Genomic DNA, 15,837 nt, shown 5'->3' with positions numbered 1-15,837 from the left:
ATTCCAGACCTTTCCGGTCGGACAACTCAAAAATAAGCGCTCAGGCTACCCGGAATGCCTCTGCAGCGCTGCAAGCAACCGGCTGGCGAGATCCTTGCGGCAGACCAGCAGGTCCGGCAGGCGCGGGTCCGCCTCGTTGTATCTCAGCGCAGAACCGTCGATCCGGGAAGCATGCAGGCCGGTGGCCGTCGCCACAGCGATCGGCGCGGCCGAGTCCCACTCGTACTGGCCGCCCGCGTGGATGTACGCGTCCACCTCACCGGTCACCACCGCCGCGATCTTCGCCCCCGCCGAACCCATCGGCACCAACTCCGCACCCACCTCCTCGGCCAGGTCGGTCAGGAACGCCGGCGGCCGACTCCGGCTCGCCGCCAACCGCACCGTACGACCACCCGAGGTGGCCGCCTCCAGCGTCATCGGCGGGTACGCCGGCGGGTAGTCCGTGCCCAGCACCCGGTGCTGCGCCGGCAACCCCACCGCCCCCGCCACCAGGCCGTGCGGCGTCGGCGCGTTCCGCGCCCAGAGCGCCACGTGCACCGCCCAGTCCGCACGGCCCTCCTCGGCGAACTCCCGGGTGCCGTCCAACGGGTCGATGATCCACACCCGGTCCGCCGTCATCCGGGACACCGCCCCGGCGTCCAGCTCCGCCGCCCAGGCCAGCCGCGAACCCTCGTCCTCCTCGGAGAGGACGGCGTCGCCGGGCCGCCACTTCGCCAACTCGGTACGGATCAGGTCGTGCGAGACCTTGTCACCGGCCGACTTCAACGCCCCGGCGTCCGCGAACCCCAACTCGGACCGCAACTCCAGCAGCGCATGCCCGGCCCGACCCGCCAACCAGCGGGCGAACGCGCCGTCGATCATCGGTGGACTGCCCACGTACTCGCTCCCGTCGCCTCGCCACGGCCCGCCCGGGTCGCGCCACGCCAGAAGGCGCAGACTACCTGCATGCCGGTCGCGCCTGTCCAGCACGCCCGCTGCTCAGCCCCCGTGATACGCGTTCTGGGTCGGCTCGACACCCTTGGTGACCACCGACTCGACGACATCAGCGGCCCGGTCCACCAGAAACGCCAACTCCTTGCGCTCGGCGGCACCGAAATCCGACAACACGTAGTCCGCCGGATCCTGCCGCCCCGGCGGCCGACCGATACCGAACCGCACCCGGACGTAGTCCTTCGTCCCCAGCGACTTCGACATCGACCGCAGCCCGTTGTGCCCGCCCTCGCCGCCACCCAGCTTGACCCGCACCTGCCCGTACGGGATGTCCAGCTCGTCGTGCACGGCGATCACCCGGTCGGCGGAGATCTTGTGGAACTGCGCCAGCGCGGCCACCGGCCCGCCCGAGAGGTTCATGTACGTCATCGGCTTCAGCAGCACCAGCTTCGGCCCGCCGAAACCGAGCCGCCCCTCGGCGACGTCCGCCACCACCCGCTTGTAGCGGCCGAAGTTCGCGCCCAGCCGGCCGGCCAACAGGTCGGCGACCATGAAGCCGACGTTGTGCCGGTTCCCGGCGTACTCCCGACCCGGATTGCCCAGGCCGGCCACCAGCCACGGCCCCGTCTCGTCCGTCACGTCCCGTACCTCCTGCTCGCCGCGCCCGCGCCACCCGGGTCCCGATACGACGGCAGGCGCCCCCGAGCGGGAGCGCCTGCCGTGAAACGATCCGACCGATCAGGCCTCGGTCTTCGCCTCGGTGTTCTCCTCGCCCTCGGCAGCCGGAGCCTCGCCACCCTCGGCGGTCTCCTCGCCCTCGGCGGCGGCCTCCTCGGCCGCCTCCTCCGGGGTCTCGATCTCGGGGAGGGTCGCCTCAAGCTGCTCGGCGGTCGGGGCGGCGGTCACCGAGGCGACCGTCTGGTCCGCGTCGGCGACCAGCTCGACGCCCGAGGGCAGCTCGACGTCGGCGGCGGTGACCTGGCTGCCGGCCTCCAGACCCTCGATCGACGCCTCCAGGTGATCCGGCACGTTGGTGGCGTCGGCGGTCACCGAGAGGGTGTCGTGGTCGTGCACGATCAGGGTGTCCCGGGCGGCCTCACCGGTGAGCTGGACCGGAACCTCGACGGTGACCTTCTCGCCCCGGCGGACCAGCAGCAGGTCCACGTGCTCGAAGCTGTCCCGGATCGGGTCACGCTGGATCGCCTTCGGCAGCGCCAGCACCTGGGTGCCGTCACTGACCTCGATCGCGAAGAGCTGGTTGGCGCCACCCTTGCGGATCGCGGCGGCGAACTCGCGGGCGGGCAGCGCGATGTGCTTCGGCTTCTCGCCGTGGCCGTACAGCACGGCGGGCACCTTGCCGGCCCGGCGGGTACGACGGGCACCACCCTTGCCGAACTCGGTACGGGGCTCGGCGCTGATCTTTACCTCGGACACGGGAGAACTCCTGATGCTTCGCTGCGGCGGCTTGTCGACTTGCGGTGCTGGGGCGAGGGGCTCGCTGGGGCTCATGCGTCATGAACGACTGCCCGGAGCACCGCGTCGATGACGGTGCCTCCGTGCGGCGCTCTTCAGCGGCCCGCCGGGCACCCTCGCCGTGGCAACCGCACCAGTCTACCCGAGAAGAATCCGAGGTTTCCGGCAGTCCCCATATCATCGGCGCGGCCCGCCCGCAGCACGACCGGAGAAGCCCGATCCGCCCGGCCGGGACGCCCGCACACACGCCCCGGCCAGCAGTCAACGGGTCAGCTCAGCCCACCGAAGAGGGTGGTCACCGAGCCGTCGTCGAAGACCTCGCGGATCGCCCGCGCCAGCAGCGGCGCGATCGACAGCACGGTGAGCTTGTCGAGCTGCTTCTCCGGCGGAAGCGGCAGCGTGTTGGTCACCACGACCTCGCTGATCGGGCTGTTCTTCAGCCGCTCCGTCGCCGGGTCGGAGAGCAGGGCGTGGGTGGAGGCCACCACGATCTCCGCCGCACCGGACTCCTTCAGGATGTCCGCCGCCTTGGTGATCGTGCCACCGGTGTCGATCATGTCGTCGACGATCAGGCAGACCCGACCCTCGACCTCGCCGACCACCCGGTTCGCCACCACCTGGTTGGGCTTGAGCGGATCCCGGGTCTTGTGGATGAACGCCAGCGGGCAGCCGCCCAGGCGGTCGGTCCACCGCTCCGCCACCCGGACCCGACCGGAGTCCGGGGCCACCACGGTCATCGGCCGACCGGCGTACTTGTGCTCCACGTACTCGGCCAGGATGTCCATCGCGAAGAGGTGGTCCACCGGGCCGTCGAAGAAGCCCTGGATCTGCGCGGTGTGCAGGTCGACCGTGAGGATCCGGTTCGCCCCGGCGGTCTTGAGCAGGTCGGCCACCAGCCGGGCCGAGATCGGCTCCCGGCCCCGGTGCTTCTTGTCCTGCCGCGAGTACGGGTAGAACGGCAGGACCACGGTGATCCGCTTGGCCGAACCACGCTTCAACGCGTCGATCATGATCAGGGTCTCCATGACCCAGGTGTTGACCCCGTGCGTCACGGACTGCACCACGAAGGCGTCCGAACCACGTACGGAGTCCCTGAACCGTACGAAGATCTCGCCGTTGGCGAACTCGTACGCGTCGGAAGGCGTCGGCGCGACGCCGAGCACCTCACCGATCTCCTTGGCCAACTCCGGAAAGCCACGTCCGGAAAAGAGCATCAGGCTCTTGCGGTTTTCGGCGACGATGCTGCCCATGGGCCCGTCTGCTCCCGTTGGTCGGTGGTTCCCGGCGGCGGTGTGGGGCCGGGGACTATTCGGTTGCAGTATCCCCTGCCCCCGGCGACCCTCACACGGTCTCGGCACCCCCGTGGATTGCCTCACCTTCGCTTGCCGGCCACTACCCCTCCGACGCACCCTCCCCGGCCTCCCGGGCCCGCTCGGCGGCCTGCGCGGACACCGTGCCCGACCGGCTGCGGAACACCCAGCCCTCAAGGTTGCGCTGCGCCGCCCGGGTCACCCCCAGCGCCCCCGCCGGCACGTCCTGGGTGATCGCACTGCCCGCCGCCACGTACGCCCCCGCGCCCACCTCGACCGGCGCGATCAGGCAGGTGTCGCAGCCGACGAAAGCGGCCTCCCCGACGACCGTGCGGTGCTTGTTCACCCCGTCGTAGTTCACGAAGATCGTCGCCGCGCCGATGTTCGCCTTCGCGCCGATCGTCGCGTCCCCCACGTACGACAGGTGCGGCACCTTCGCACCCGCGCCGATCTCGGAGTTCTTCACCTCGACGAAGGTGCCCACCTTCGCCTTCTCGGCCAGCTTCGCCGCCGGACGCAGGTACGCGTACGGACCGACGCTGGCCCCCGGACCGACCTCGGCGCCCACCGCGTGGCTGCGCAGCACGGTCGCCGCCGCACCGACCACCGTGTCGATCAACGTGACGTCCGGCCCGACCACCGCCTCGGCGGCCACCACCGTGTCGCCACGCAACTGGGTGTTCTGGTCGATCACCGCGTCCCGCTCGACGGTGGCGGTCACGTCGATCCAGGTGGTGTCCGGGTCCAGGATCGTCACCCCGGTACGCATCCACGCCTCGTTGACCCGGTCCCGCAGCAGCCGGCGCAGCCCGGACAGCTCCACCCGGTCGTTGCAGCCCAGCGTCTCGACGTGGTCGGAGGCCACGTGCACGCCCACCGGCTCACCGGCCGAGACGAGCAGCCCGAACACGTCGGTGAGGTACTCCTCGCCCTGGTCGTTGTCGGTGGAGAGCTTGCCCAGCGCGGCCCGCAGCCGGGCCACGTCGAAGGCGTAGATGCCGGCGTTGATCTCCCGCAGCGCGCGCTGCGCCGGGGTGGCGTCCCGCTCCTCGACGATCTGCTCCAGCCGCCCGTCGGCGCCCCGCACGATCCGGCCCAGGCCGGTCGGATCGGGCACCTCGGCGGCGAGCACCGTGGCCGCCGCGGCCTCGCCCTCGTGCGCCGCGACCAGCGCGGCTACCGTCTCGGCGCGCAGCAGCGGCACGTCACCGTTGATCACCACGACCGTGCCGGACGACTCGGCGACCGCGTCCAGCGCGATCCGCACGGCGTGCCCGGTGCCGAGCTGCTCGGCCTGCAGGACCGGGGTGGCGCCCGGGGCGATCTCGGCCAGGTGGGTGCGGACCTGCTCGGCGCCGTGCCCGACCACCACCACGGTGCGGTCCGCGCCGAGCGGACCGGCCGCGGCCAGCACGTGGCCGAGCAGCGTACGGCCGAGCAGCGGGTGCAGCACCTTGGGCAGCGTCGACTTCATCCGCTTGCCCTCCCCGGCGGCGAGCACGACGACGGTACGGAGGTGGGGCTGGGACACGACGTGGGCTCCCGTCGGGAAGGCGACAGTCTCGCCGCCATGCTAACCAGACTGTACGGGCACTTCGCCCCATACCCCGTTGGTGGAGAACGCAAAAGCAAGGCTCGGCCGCCAGGGTTCGAACCTGAAACACGGGTACCAAAGACCCGGGTGTTGCCAATTACACCACGGCCGAATGTGACGCAAGACAGCTTAGCGCTTCCCTCTCACACCCCCCACCCCTACGTGATCTCCTGGGTGAACCCGGCGACGAGACCCTCGATCTTCCAGTACAGCTCCCGGCTTCGCGGCACGTCGATCACCAGACACCCGTGATAGTCCTCCCCGGTGTTGTAGCGGGTCGTCGGTCGATGGCGCTTCAGCGTCGCCCGCCGGAAACGGACCCTCGGCAGGTCGAGAGCCTCGGCCCACCAGTGCTCGGCGGCAGCGGCGTCCGCCGACTCGTGGATGCTCACCCGGTAGGTCGGCATGCTGCGATCGACACCGCAGGTCTCCAGGAAGCGGACGAACAACCGCAGCAGGCGGGCGTCGCTGTTGACGAACTGCACGTGGTCCTGGCGTCGCCACGGCTTGGACTTGGTGCCCTCGCACCAGTAGATGGCCGCACCGAGCACCAGCACGTCCCGGTCGGTCAGCGGACCCACCACATCCCGCATGTGGGCCCTCGCCTCCGCCTGCGCGGCGTCGCGCGTCATGCGGTGGGTCGCCCACCGGCCGTCCGCCATGACCTGCGCGTGGGCCCGGCGCCGCTCGGCCACCTCGTCGTCCGGGTCGAGCGGCAGGTGCTTCACCCAGAGGTAGGCGGTCGACTTCGCCACCCCGAGCCGGGTGGCGATGTCGTTGACCGAGCAGCCCTGTCCGCGCAGCGCCACCGCCTCCGCGCGCAGCCCGTCCTTGGCGGTCGGCCGCCGGGTCCACTCGGGCGGCGGGACCCCGCGCAGCAGCGCGTACACCCGGTTGCGGCCGAGGCCGGTGCGGGCCTGGATCTGGCGGACGGAGAGCGCTTCCTCGGTGCGCAGCCGGCGCACCTCGTCGGCCGTCGGATCGGTCATGACCGGCACGTTAAGACGCCCGTATGACATTCCATTCATTCATGGTCGCGAGTGTTCACTCTGCCGGGGACCGCCCGTAAGTTACGGTGTCGTAAGCATTCCTCCCCTCTGTGAGGTGCCATGTCGACCGCCCTGCTGGAACCCGGCGCCACCGGCCCGAAGCCACTCACCCAGGGTCCGCAGACGACGGGAATTCTGGTCGCCCTCTGGGCGTTCGTGGTGATTCCGTTCCTGGCCCTGATCGCCGCCGTACCGGTGGCCTGGGGTGGCTGGCTGGGCGGCACCGACGTGGTCGTGGCGGGTGTCTGGTACGTGGTCTCCGGGCTGGGCATCACGGTCGGCTACCACCGGTACTTCACCCATGGCTCGTTCAAGGCCCCGCGCCCGGTCCGGGTGGCGCTGGCGGTGGCCGGGGCGTTCGCGGTGCAGGGCGAGCTCATCCAGTGGGTGGCCGATCATCGGCGACACCATGCCTTCGCCGACCTCGACGGCGACCCGCACTCCCCCTGGCGGTACGGCGAGAGCGTCCACGGGCTGGTCAAGGGGCTGTTCCACGCGCACCTGGGCTGGCTCTTCGGCCGGGAACTGTCCAATCGGGAGCGCTTCGCGCCGGACCTGCTCGCCGACCCGGACACCCGGCGGGTGGATCGGCTCTTCCCGCTGATCGTGGCCGGTTCGCTGTTCGGCCCGGCGCTGATGGGCGGCCTGCTGAGCTGGTCCTGGTCGGGCGCGCTGACCGCGCTGTTCTGGGGTGGTCTGGTCCGCATCGCCCTGTTGCACCATGTGACCTGGGCGATCAACTCGGTCTGCCACGTCTACGGTGAGCGGCCGTTCGCGATGCGGCAGGGCGACCGGGCGGCCAACTTCTGGCCGCTGGCGCTGCTGTCGTTCGGGGAGAGCTGGCACAACCTGCACCACGCCGAGCCGACGAGCGCCCGGCACGGGGTGCTGCGCGGTCAGTGGGACGTCTCGGCCCGGGTGATCTGGCTGTTGGAGCGGGTCGGCGCGGCCCGCGACGTCCGGTGGCCGAAGCCGGAGCGGATGGCGGTGAAGCTGGCGAGGGAGCCGGGCGGGGACTGAACCCTGCGGTGCCCGCGCAGGCTACCTGGCAGTATGGCCGGGTGACCGAGACAGGCGGGCACGGCAGGAGCATTCCACGACAGGGCGTCACCGAACGCCGGCGAGGTGACGACATGACTCAGGCCCCCGGCGGGGAGAGCACGGGTGCGCGGCGGCGGGCGGTGCCGGCGGCGGGCACCAAGCCGGCGGTCCGGGTCCGGATGTCGGCGGCCCAGCGGCGCGAGCAGTTGATCGCGATCGGCCGGCAGGTCTTCGCCGAGAAGGGCTTCGACGCGACCTCGATCGAGGAGGTGGCGGCCCGGGCGCGGGTCTCCAAGCCGGTGGTCTACGAGCACTTCGGCGGCAAGGAGGGCCTGTACGCGGTGGTCGTGGACCGCGAGGTGCGGGCCCTGCTGGACCGGATCACCACCGCGCTGACCGCCGGTCATCCACGGGAGTTGCTGGAGCAGGCGGCGCTGGCCCTGCTGGGCTACATCGAGGAGGAGACCAGCGGGTTCCGGGTGCTGGTGCGGGAGTCGCCGCTGATGTCGGCGACCGGCAACTTCAGCAGCGTGATGAACGACGTGGGGCACCAGGTGGAGCACATCCTGGCGGCCGAGTTCTCCAGCCGGGGGTACGACCCGAAGCTGGCCGAGCTGTACTCGCAGGCGCTGGTCGGGATGGTGGCGTTGACCGGCCGGTGGTGGTTGGAGGTGCGTCGGCCGCGCAAGGAGACGGTGGCGGCGCACCTGGTGAACCTGGCCTGGAACGGGTTGTCCCACCTGGAGGCCAAGCCGGGGCTGATCACCGCCCGCAAGCGGTCCTGAGCGTGGGCTGGCGGGGTTCGCCGGCCCGGGGTCAGCGGGTGCCGGCCTCGCTGACCGGGTGACGCCGGTTGGCCTTCTCCCGTTCGGCGTGCTCGTCGGTGCCGATCTTGTCGTAGAGGCCGGTGGCGAGCAGCAGCAGCCCGAAGAGCAGCGAGACGATCACCGTCGACATGGAGAAGTTGAGGAAGTTGGCGCTGGTCTGGAGCACGCACATCATGGCGACGCCGGTGACCATGAAGACCACCCCGGCGGTGAGGTTCATGTGGTGGCCGAGGTTGCTACGGCGGGACGCCCCGATGATCAGGACGACCCCGAAGATCACGGAGACCAGCGAGAATCCGAGGTTGGTGCGGAGGCCGAGGACCCAGTGGTTGCCCCGGTCGAAGAGCGGGTCGCCCCAGGTCTCGGCGACGCCCCAGACGCCGAAGAGCAGGATGTAGACCCCGACGAGCCCGGCGAAGACCCGGTACAGCGGGCGCGCCGGGTGGTTCACCGGAAAGTGCGCCATGGCCCCTCCTCCGACTACGACATTCCAGGAGGATTGTCCCTCGCCCCGCCGCCTGTCGTCGGCGAAACGCCAGGCCACGCGGTGACCGCCCGGGAAAGTACGCGGTCCCACCCCGGCGGCCGGCGAGCGGCGGACGGAGCGGGACCGGGCGGGGTGTGCGCCGGAGCGGGGATCAGAGCACCAGCCGAGCCTTCTGCCAGGCGTCCTTCTCCTCGTCGGTGCCGACCTTGCCGTACATGCCGACCATCAGCAGGACGAGGCTGAGCGTCATCAGCACGATCACGGTGATGATGTTGAAGTTGGCGATGTTGGCGTCGGTCTGGATGAAGGCCAGACCGGCCAGGCTGATCACCATCAGGGTGTAGGACAGCCACTGGTTGATCGCCACGTCGAGGTTGCGGCCGATCGCGGTGCCGGCCAGGATGACGACCCCGAGCAGTACGGAGAGCAGCGAGAACCCGAGGTTCGTGCCCTGGCCGAGGACCTTGGTGTCGTCCTGGGCGAAGAAGTCGTTGCCGGCGCTGGCGATGGCGCCGAGCGCGCCGAAGACCACCAGGTACAGACCGATGAGCCCGCCGATCGCCCGGTAGACCGGCCGCGCGGGGTGGTTGACGGGGGTGTGGGCCATGACTGTGTCTCCAACGCCGTTCGGGTGAGGGTCGCCGACGATTGTCCCGCACGCCGGGATGTGACGCCGCACACGGGGGGCGGTGCGGGTCAGAGCGGCGGGATCTCGTCGGCCAGGGTCAGCCAGGTCTCCTCGGTCCGTTCCCGTTCGGCGCGGACCTCCTTGAGCTGTGCGTCGAGTTCGGCGACCTTGGCGTAGTCGGTGGCGTGCGCGGCGAGCTGGTCGAGGAGGGTGGCCTCCTTCTGGTCGAGCTTGCCGATCTGCCGTTCCAGCCGGGTCAGCTCCTTGCGGGCCTGCCGGGCCTCGGCCGCCGACATCCCGGTTCCGGCCGGGGCGTCGGGCGTGGCGGCGGGGCTGGTCGCGGTACGGGCCGGGCCGGGTCCACCGGCGCGGGCCAGGTACTCGTCGACGCCGCCGGGCAGGTGCACCAGCCGGCCGTCGCCGAACATCCCGTACGCGGTGTCGGTGACCCGTTCGATCAGGTACCGGTCGTGGCTGGCCACGATGATCGTGCCGGGCCAGGAGTCGAGCAGGTCCTCCAGCGCGGCGAGGGTGTCGGTGTCCAGGTCGTTGGTGGGCTCGTCGAAGAGGAGCACGTTGGGTTCCCCGGCGAGCAGCCGGAGCATCTGGAGCCGGCGGCGCTCGCCGCCGGAGAGGTCGCTGACCGGGGTCCAGAGCCGCCGGTCGTCGAAGCCGAAGACCTCGGCGAGCTGGGCGGCGGAGATCTCCCGGTCTCCGAGCTGCACCCGGCGGGCGACCTCCTCGACGGCTTCCAGGACCCGCAGGTGGCCGGGGAGTTCGGCGAGTTCCTGGGAGAGGAACGCCGGTTTGACGGTGGAGCCGGTGTGGAACCGGCCACCATCGGCGCGGGTGATGCCGGCCAGCAGCCGCAGCAGGGTGGTCTTGCCGGCGCCGTTGCGGCCGAGGATGGCGATCCGGTCGCCGGGGCCGACCTGCCAGGTGGTGTCGTGCAGGATCTCCTTCGGCCCGGCGTGCAGCCGGACGTGCTCCAGGTCGTACACCTGCTTGCCGAGCCGGGCGGTGGCCATCCGTTGCAGCGACATGGTGTCGCGCGGCGGTGGGACGTCGGCGATCAGGGCGTTGGCCGCGTCGATCCGGAACCGGGGCTTGGAGGTGCGGGCGGGCGGGCCGCGCCGCAGCCAGGCGATCTCCTTGCGGAGCAGGTTCTGCCGGCGGGCCTCGGTGGCGGCGGCGACCCGTTCCCGCTCGACGCGGGCCAGGGTCCAGGCGGCGAAGCCGCCCTCGTACGCCCGGACGGTCTGGTCGGCGACCTCCCAGGTGGTGGTGCAGACCGCGTCGAGGAACCACCGGTCGTGGGTGACCACGACCAGCGCGCCCTTGCGGCCGACCAGGTGTCTCGCCAGCCAGTCGACACCGCCGACGTCGAGGTGGTTGGTGGGCTCGTCGAGGATGAGCAGGTCGGACTCGCGGACCAGCAGCGCGGCCAGCGCCACCCGGCGGCGCTCGCCGCCGGACATCGGGCCGACCGGCTGGTCGAGGCCGAGGTGCGGCATGCCGAGGCCGTCGAGGATGGCCCGGACGCCGGCGTCGCCGGCCCACTCGTGCTCGGCGCCCATGCTCTGGTCGAGCCAGGCGGTGCCGAGCACCACGTCCCGGACGGTGGCCTCGGGGGCGAGGGTGAGGCTCTGCGGGAGCCAGAGCACCCGCAGGTCGCGGCGGTGGGTGACTCGGCCGTCGTCGGGGTCCTCCTGCTTGGTGAGCAGTCGCAGCAGGGTGGACTTGCCGGCGCCGTTGAGGCCGACCACACCGATCCGGTCGGCGTCGTCGAGGCCGAGCGAGACGTCGGTGAGCAGCGGCCCGGCGGCGCCGTACCCCTTGGACACCCGGTCCAGGTTGACGATGTTGGCCACGACCTCACCTTCCATGATCAAGGCGTCCCGGTGCCGGCGGGCACCTGGGGACGCCTGAGGCAAGGGTACGCGGACGCCCGGCCGCCCCGCGCCGCGCCGCCCGCCGCTCGGGGCTGGCCGCCGCTCGGGGCCGCCCGCCGCTCGGGGCTGGCCGCCGCTCGGGGCCGCCCGCCGCTCGGGGCCGCCCGCCGCTCGGGGCTGGCCGCCGCTCGGCGCTGGCCGCCGCTCGGGGCCGCCCGCCGCTCGGCGCTGGCCGCCGCTCGGGGCCGCCCGCCGCTCGGGGCCGGCCGCCGCTCGGGGCTGGCCGCCGGGTTGATCAACTCCAGTGGGGGGGGGGTGGGGGGTGGGGGGGGGGGGGGGGGGCCCCACCCCCCCCGGGCCCCCCCCCCCCCCGCGGGGGGCCGGGCCGGCCGGCGGGGGGGGGGCCCGCCCCCCCCGCGGGGGGGGGCGGGGGGGGGGGGGGCCCCCCCGGGGGGGGGGGCGCGGGGCGGGGGGGGGGGCCGGGCGGGGGGGGGGGGGGGGGGGGGGGGGGGCCGGGGGGCCCCCCCCCCCCCCCCACCACAGGCGATGGACGATCGGGTCGTCGGGCGGGTTGAGGGATCCGGTCCGCGTCAAGCGTTGGTCAACTGATCCCGGCTACCGTCCCACTCGTTCGATCGCACCGGATGCCGGCAGGCTCACCCGGCATCTTGTAGAGGGTTTCTTGGTTGCGCCTACGATCAGCATCGTGCTCTCCAGCCCGTCAGGCGCGGTGGCGGCGGGTCTTCTCGATGATGTCGCGGCCGTCGGCGTTTTGCTGACGGGGCGCGTAGCCGGCTTTGCGTAGGGCGGCCATGGTGTCGGCCGTGGTGGCTTGGCTGGCCAGCACGGTCGGAGCGAGCAGGCGCAGGTTGAGCTTGTCCAGCCGTTTGTCGGCGCAGATCTGGGCCAGCAGCGCGGTGTCGTCGCTGACCAGGGTGCTGGCCACGGGCGCGACCCGTACCGACCCGTGTTGGCGGGCGACGTCGGCCAGCAGGTAGACCAGTGGTTGCGGCAGTCCGCCGTCGGCGATCTTCGTCAGGGCCTTCGTCAGGCGCCGCTCGGTCCAGCCTGCGTCGTACGCGCCCCGTACCGTCGCTGGGCTGAAGCGCCAGGTCGTGGCTGTGCCGCGGGACTCGATGGCGGCGGTCGCACCGAGGAGGTCAGCTAGCTCTGGGCTCGGTGTGCCCGCCACGACCGCGGTCAGGTCGGCCTGCAGCCGGGCGGTACGGGCGACTTCACCCAGGTCGCCGACTGCCTTGGCGATGTCCGTGTCGGCCAGCAGCGCCTGTCCGGCCGGGCTGATCGCGCCCGCGCCGAGGATCCCCAGGGTTGCGGCCTCGTCCAGCAGGCCGCGCACGGTCGTGGTGCCGCCGAAGGCCAGCGGCTGCCGCCACCACAACCAGTGCGCCGCCTGATCGAGGTCCGTCGTCGCACCGTCACCCAACGCCCGCAGCGCGGCCATCCGGGCTTGCGTAGACCAGCTTTGGCGGTGCTCCGGAACCCACGGCCCAGTCTGCGACGACGGCAGATAGTCCAGCTCGCGCCACGCCTTGAGCATCACGGCGAGCCGCCGGTCCAGACCGAGCTTGAGCCAGCGGTCGTACGCGGCCGTCGGGACCACGCGATCGTCGAGGTCGGCCAGTCCGGCCTGATGGGCGACCGCCAGTAACAGCCGCACGGTCGGAACCGTCACGCCCAGCGTCTTCGCCGTCCGGGTCAGCTCGCGTACGCCCACGCCGCCGGCCTTGACGGTAGCCAGCGGCTCACGCCCAGCCCCGTCCAGCAGCGCCGACAACAGCCCGACCACGGCAATGCCCTGCGCCTGGGCGTCGCGGCGCACCGTGCCAGGAGCTGGTGTATGCCAGGCAACCGGTGGTTCCTGCGGCTGGAACGGAGCCAGGTAGCCCGCTCCTCGCAAAGCGAGCGCGACCTGACCCGCCAGCTGATAGTCCTCCCAGGTCACGCGGTAGACCAGCCCGTGCTCCTCGGCCCAGTCCAGCGGATGCACCTGCCGATAGCGGTTCGTGTACCGGGCACGGGAGGCGATGCCGCTGCCGCCGTACCGGCGGACCTGTCCACCGTCGCGGTCAGCCTCCTCCAACACCGTCCGGGTCGCGGCCGGCATCCGCTTGACCAGAGCGTGCACGTTCTCCGGATCGAGGAAGAACTCCGCCACCGCCTCCAGCAGGTCGGCCTTGCGGCCCTTCGTGGGCAGCCCCAGGTTGCGCGCCACCACCTTCAGATCGTCAACGCTCAACACGGCGGCGAGCTGACCAGCGGCCGGGCCGACACCCAGCGGACGGGCGAAGACCTCTCGCACGACGCCGTTCACGGTGAGTCGGCCCCGCAGCCGCGCGACAAGCCCCGCGTCGGCGGCACGCTGCAGGTACGGCGTCGCGTCGGCGCCGACCAACGCCGACACCTCCGCCTCGGTGACCAGGCCACCCAGCGCCAGAGCTGCCTCCAACACCTGCAGGGTCGGCAGGTCAAGGCCAGCAAGTTGATCATATGGACTCACGGCTGCGCTCCCAGGACACACGGCGATGTCCTGAATCCAACCGCACGAACCGTTTCCGCGTGACGCGACCCGCTAGTCGCCGAACGCATTGGGACTTTGTCTTTGCGTGGCGTCGTTGGGGCTGTCGGCGCCCCCATCAGGTTCAGCTCGAGGGGCGGTTTGCCTGCACGAAGGTGACCCGGCCGAACCTGTGGTCGGCGTGCGCGACCTCCCGGGCGTCGCCGAGCCCGGCGTCGGCCAGGAGCGTGACGATGCCATCGCCGTGGTTGCGGGCCACGACCGGGCTGTGCGCCACCCGGGAACGCATGAGGCGGGTCAGGTGCCGGAGGGCGTGGACAGGGCTGTGGCCGTGGCGGTGTGTGGGGTGCCCGGCGTCCTCGACGTCGGATGCTGGGCCACCGAAGTCGACGACCGTGACCCTTCCTCCCGGCCGAAGAGCACGCAGCGCGTCGCGCGCGAACGCGATCCGACCGTCGTCATCGACGTGGTGCAGGGCCAACGACGAGACCACATGGTCGAGCGAGGCGTCCTCGGCGGGGATCCGGTCGGCAAATCCCTGAACGAGCGTAAGAGCGACGTTGCGGCGGCGCGCCTTGCGTGCTGCCCTGCGCAGGGCGTCTCCGTCGGGGTCGAGGCCGGTCACCCGCGCACTCGGCTGGGCAGCGAGCACGGCGAACGACAGGTTGCCCGTGCCACAGCCGACGTCGGCCACCGTCTGGCCGGGCTCGACGCAGGCGAGCTCGACCGCACGTTCGTGCAGCGCGCGGACGCCGGTCACCCGGGTGAAGGCGTCGTAGAACGGGAGGAGCCAGGTCTTTCCCGCGCCCGGAAGGAACGGGCGGTGTCGATCCTCCGGAGTTCGCTGGTCGACGATGCGTACCTGGGTCGAAGCTGCCATGGATGCCTCCGGTGCACGCGGTGACGGATCTGCGTTGGTGGCCCCTGCCGGACTCGGGGTCGCCACCTCCAAGTCTTGGACATTCTGCGGTTACCGGGCAGGAGTTAAGTTGGCAACCATGGGACATTCTTCGGTCAGTGACTCGCCAGGAGTCTCGTCGAGGCTGCGCACGGTACGGCCCGATGGGACGCCGGTCTACCGCTACCGGCAGCGCCCCGGCCTGCCTCCGGTCTCGGTGACCCGCTTCGACATCGAAGCCGCCCACCCCAGCCTCCCGCCAGACCACCGGCACGCCCACGACTTCTTCGTCCTGGTCTATGTCGAGGAGGGCCTGGGGTCGTTCGCCGTCGACGGCGCCGAACGACCGCTGCGCGCTGGCGAGGTCCACGCTGTGTCCCCCGGGCAGGTCATCCGCGTCGCGGCCGCGGCCGAGCTCGCCCGCGGCCGCGCGTGGTCGGTCGCGTTCACACCGGACGCTGTCCCCGCCCTGACCTCGGTCTCCCCGCTGGCCTGGACCCACCATCCCCTTCTCGCCCTGTTCGCCTCCGGCGCGGGGCACGGTCGGATCCCAGAGCCCGACCAGGCGAACTGGTCGGCGTGGCTGGCGGACCTGGCCGAGGAACTCGCCGACCCCGGCCGTCTCGGTGCCCGCGAGGCCGTCGCCGCACTGCTCACCCGGCTTCTGGTCGCGGCCGCGCGACTGGCGCCCAGCGCTCCGGCCACGCCGGACCCACTCATCGAGCGGGTCTTCGCCGAGATCGAGGCGACGTTCCGTGAACCGGTCTCCGCCACCGATGTCGCCCGCACGCTCGGCTACACCCCGGGACACCTCACGACCGTGCTGCGCCGGCGCACCGGCCGCCCCCTGCTTGAATGGATCACCGAACGGCGCATGACCGAGGTCCGACGAATGCTGCGCGAGACCGACTTGTCGCTCGACGCGGTGGCCGCCCGAACCGGCCTGCGCGACGCCACCTATCTCGTCCGCCGCTTCCGTGACCGCCACGGCATCACCCCGCAGCGATGGCGTCTCAGCCAGCGAGCATGATCATGGACCGTACCTGCGGTGCGGGGTCGGCGGCGAGGGCGGTGAGTGGCGCAACCACGTCGGCACGGTCGCTGTAGCCGAGCCTGCTGACCGCCGAGATCCGTACCTGATCGTCGAGCATCGTCCAGGAAACCCCATAGCC

At 71.8% G+C, this 15,837-nt stretch carries 14 protein-coding genes, 1 tRNA gene and 1 pseudogene; 3 read left to right on the top strand and 13 right to left on the bottom strand.

Annotated elements, in window-relative coordinates:
* Nucleotides 1–45: 45 nt before the first annotated feature.
* The 7 genes and pseudogenes from ACIQG9_RS03200 to ACIQG9_RS03170 form a co-directional block, all read right to left on the bottom strand.
* Nucleotides 46–861, bottom strand: a complete 816-nt coding sequence (locus ACIQG9_RS03200; protein ID WP_400398773.1) for a 3'(2'),5'-bisphosphate nucleotidase CysQ — start codon at nucleotides 859–861, stop codon at nucleotides 46–48.
* A gap of 117 nt (nucleotides 862–978) precedes the next feature.
* Nucleotides 979–1,569: an aminoacyl-tRNA hydrolase gene (gene pth, locus ACIQG9_RS03195; protein ID WP_400397944.1), complete on the bottom strand. Its 591-nt coding sequence runs from the start codon at nucleotides 1,567–1,569 to the stop codon at nucleotides 979–981.
* Nucleotides 1,570–1,668: 99 nt separating this feature from the next.
* Nucleotides 1,669–2,364 carry a 50S ribosomal protein L25/general stress protein Ctc gene (locus ACIQG9_RS03190; RefSeq protein WP_400397942.1) on the bottom strand — a complete coding sequence of 232 codons (696 nt, stop codon included), beginning with the start codon at nucleotides 2,362–2,364 and terminating at the stop codon, nucleotides 1,669–1,671.
* Between the two features lie 308 nt (nucleotides 2,365–2,672).
* A complete protein-coding gene (locus tag ACIQG9_RS03185; RefSeq protein ID WP_400397940.1) occupies nucleotides 2,673–3,653 on the bottom strand; it encodes a ribose-phosphate diphosphokinase in 981 nt (326 codons plus the stop codon).
* 91 nt (nucleotides 3,654–3,744) lie between these two features.
* A pseudogene (gene glmU, locus ACIQG9_RS03180) lies at nucleotides 3,745–5,244 on the bottom strand (bifunctional UDP-N-acetylglucosamine diphosphorylase/glucosamine-1-phosphate N-acetyltransferase GlmU).
* A gap of 103 nt (nucleotides 5,245–5,347) precedes the next feature.
* Nucleotides 5,348–5,419 (bottom strand) — tRNA-Gln (locus ACIQG9_RS03175).
* Between the two features lie 46 nt (nucleotides 5,420–5,465).
* Nucleotides 5,466–6,296 (bottom strand): resolvase, encoded by an 831-nt coding sequence (locus tag ACIQG9_RS03170; RefSeq protein ID WP_400397938.1) that lies wholly within the window; start codon nucleotides 6,294–6,296, stop codon nucleotides 5,466–5,468.
* Between the two features lie 120 nt (nucleotides 6,297–6,416).
* On the opposite strand from ACIQG9_RS03170, the gene ACIQG9_RS03165 reads away from it, so the two are divergent.
* A complete protein-coding gene (locus ACIQG9_RS03165; RefSeq protein WP_400397937.1) occupies nucleotides 6,417–7,376 on the top strand; it encodes an acyl-CoA desaturase in 960 nt (319 codons plus the stop codon).
* Between the two features lie 113 nt (nucleotides 7,377–7,489).
* The gene (locus ACIQG9_RS03160; protein WP_400397935.1) at nucleotides 7,490–8,182 is read left to right on the top strand and encodes a TetR family transcriptional regulator; all 693 of its coding nucleotides are present in this window, start codon (nucleotides 7,490–7,492) and stop codon (nucleotides 8,180–8,182) included.
* Nucleotides 8,183–8,213: 31 nt separating this feature from the next.
* Here ACIQG9_RS03160 and ACIQG9_RS03155 read toward each other — a convergent pair whose 3' ends face one another.
* From ACIQG9_RS03155 to ACIQG9_RS03135, 5 genes are all read right to left on the bottom strand, one after another.
* On the bottom strand, nucleotides 8,214–8,690 hold the full coding sequence (locus tag ACIQG9_RS03155) for a DUF4383 domain-containing protein (RefSeq protein ID WP_400397934.1): 477 nt from the start codon (nucleotides 8,688–8,690) through the stop codon (nucleotides 8,214–8,216).
* Between the two features lie 172 nt (nucleotides 8,691–8,862).
* A complete protein-coding gene (locus ACIQG9_RS03150; protein WP_400397933.1) occupies nucleotides 8,863–9,318 on the bottom strand; it encodes a DUF4383 domain-containing protein in 456 nt (151 codons plus the stop codon).
* 89 nt (nucleotides 9,319–9,407) lie between these two features.
* The gene (locus ACIQG9_RS03145) at nucleotides 9,408–11,210 is read right to left on the bottom strand and encodes an ABC-F family ATP-binding cassette domain-containing protein (RefSeq protein ID WP_400397931.1); all 1,803 of its coding nucleotides are present in this window, start codon (nucleotides 11,208–11,210) and stop codon (nucleotides 9,408–9,410) included.
* Nucleotides 11,211–11,952: 742 nt separating this feature from the next.
* Nucleotides 11,953–13,701: a helicase-associated domain-containing protein gene (locus tag ACIQG9_RS03140; protein WP_400398772.1), complete on the bottom strand. Its 1,749-nt coding sequence runs from the start codon at nucleotides 13,699–13,701 to the stop codon at nucleotides 11,953–11,955.
* Nucleotides 13,702–13,891: 190 nt separating this feature from the next.
* Complete coding sequence (locus ACIQG9_RS03135) at nucleotides 13,892–14,647, bottom strand: methyltransferase domain-containing protein (protein ID WP_400397929.1); 756 nt, start codon at nucleotides 14,645–14,647, stop codon at nucleotides 13,892–13,894.
* Here ACIQG9_RS03135 and ACIQG9_RS03130 point away from each other — a divergent pair.
* A complete protein-coding gene (locus ACIQG9_RS03130; protein WP_400397927.1) occupies nucleotides 14,622–15,695 on the top strand; it encodes an AraC family transcriptional regulator in 1,074 nt (357 codons plus the stop codon). The genes ACIQG9_RS03135 and ACIQG9_RS03130 overlap by 26 nt on opposite strands.
* On the opposite strand, the gene ACIQG9_RS03125 is transcribed toward ACIQG9_RS03130, so the two are convergent.
* Nucleotides 15,679–15,816: a hypothetical protein gene (locus tag ACIQG9_RS03125; RefSeq protein ID WP_400397925.1), complete on the bottom strand. Its 138-nt coding sequence runs from the start codon at nucleotides 15,814–15,816 to the stop codon at nucleotides 15,679–15,681. The two genes, ACIQG9_RS03130 and ACIQG9_RS03125, sit on opposite strands and share 17 nt — an antisense overlap.
* Nucleotides 15,817–15,837 lie beyond the last annotated feature (21 nt).

The sequence above is a fragment of the Micromonospora sp. NPDC092111 genome (assembly GCF_044755745.1).
Taxonomy (GTDB): Bacteria; Actinomycetota; Actinomycetes; order Mycobacteriales; family Micromonosporaceae; genus Micromonospora.
The sequence above is the reverse complement of the archived record's forward strand: the minus strand, read 5'-3'. Positions and strand labels throughout refer to the sequence as shown.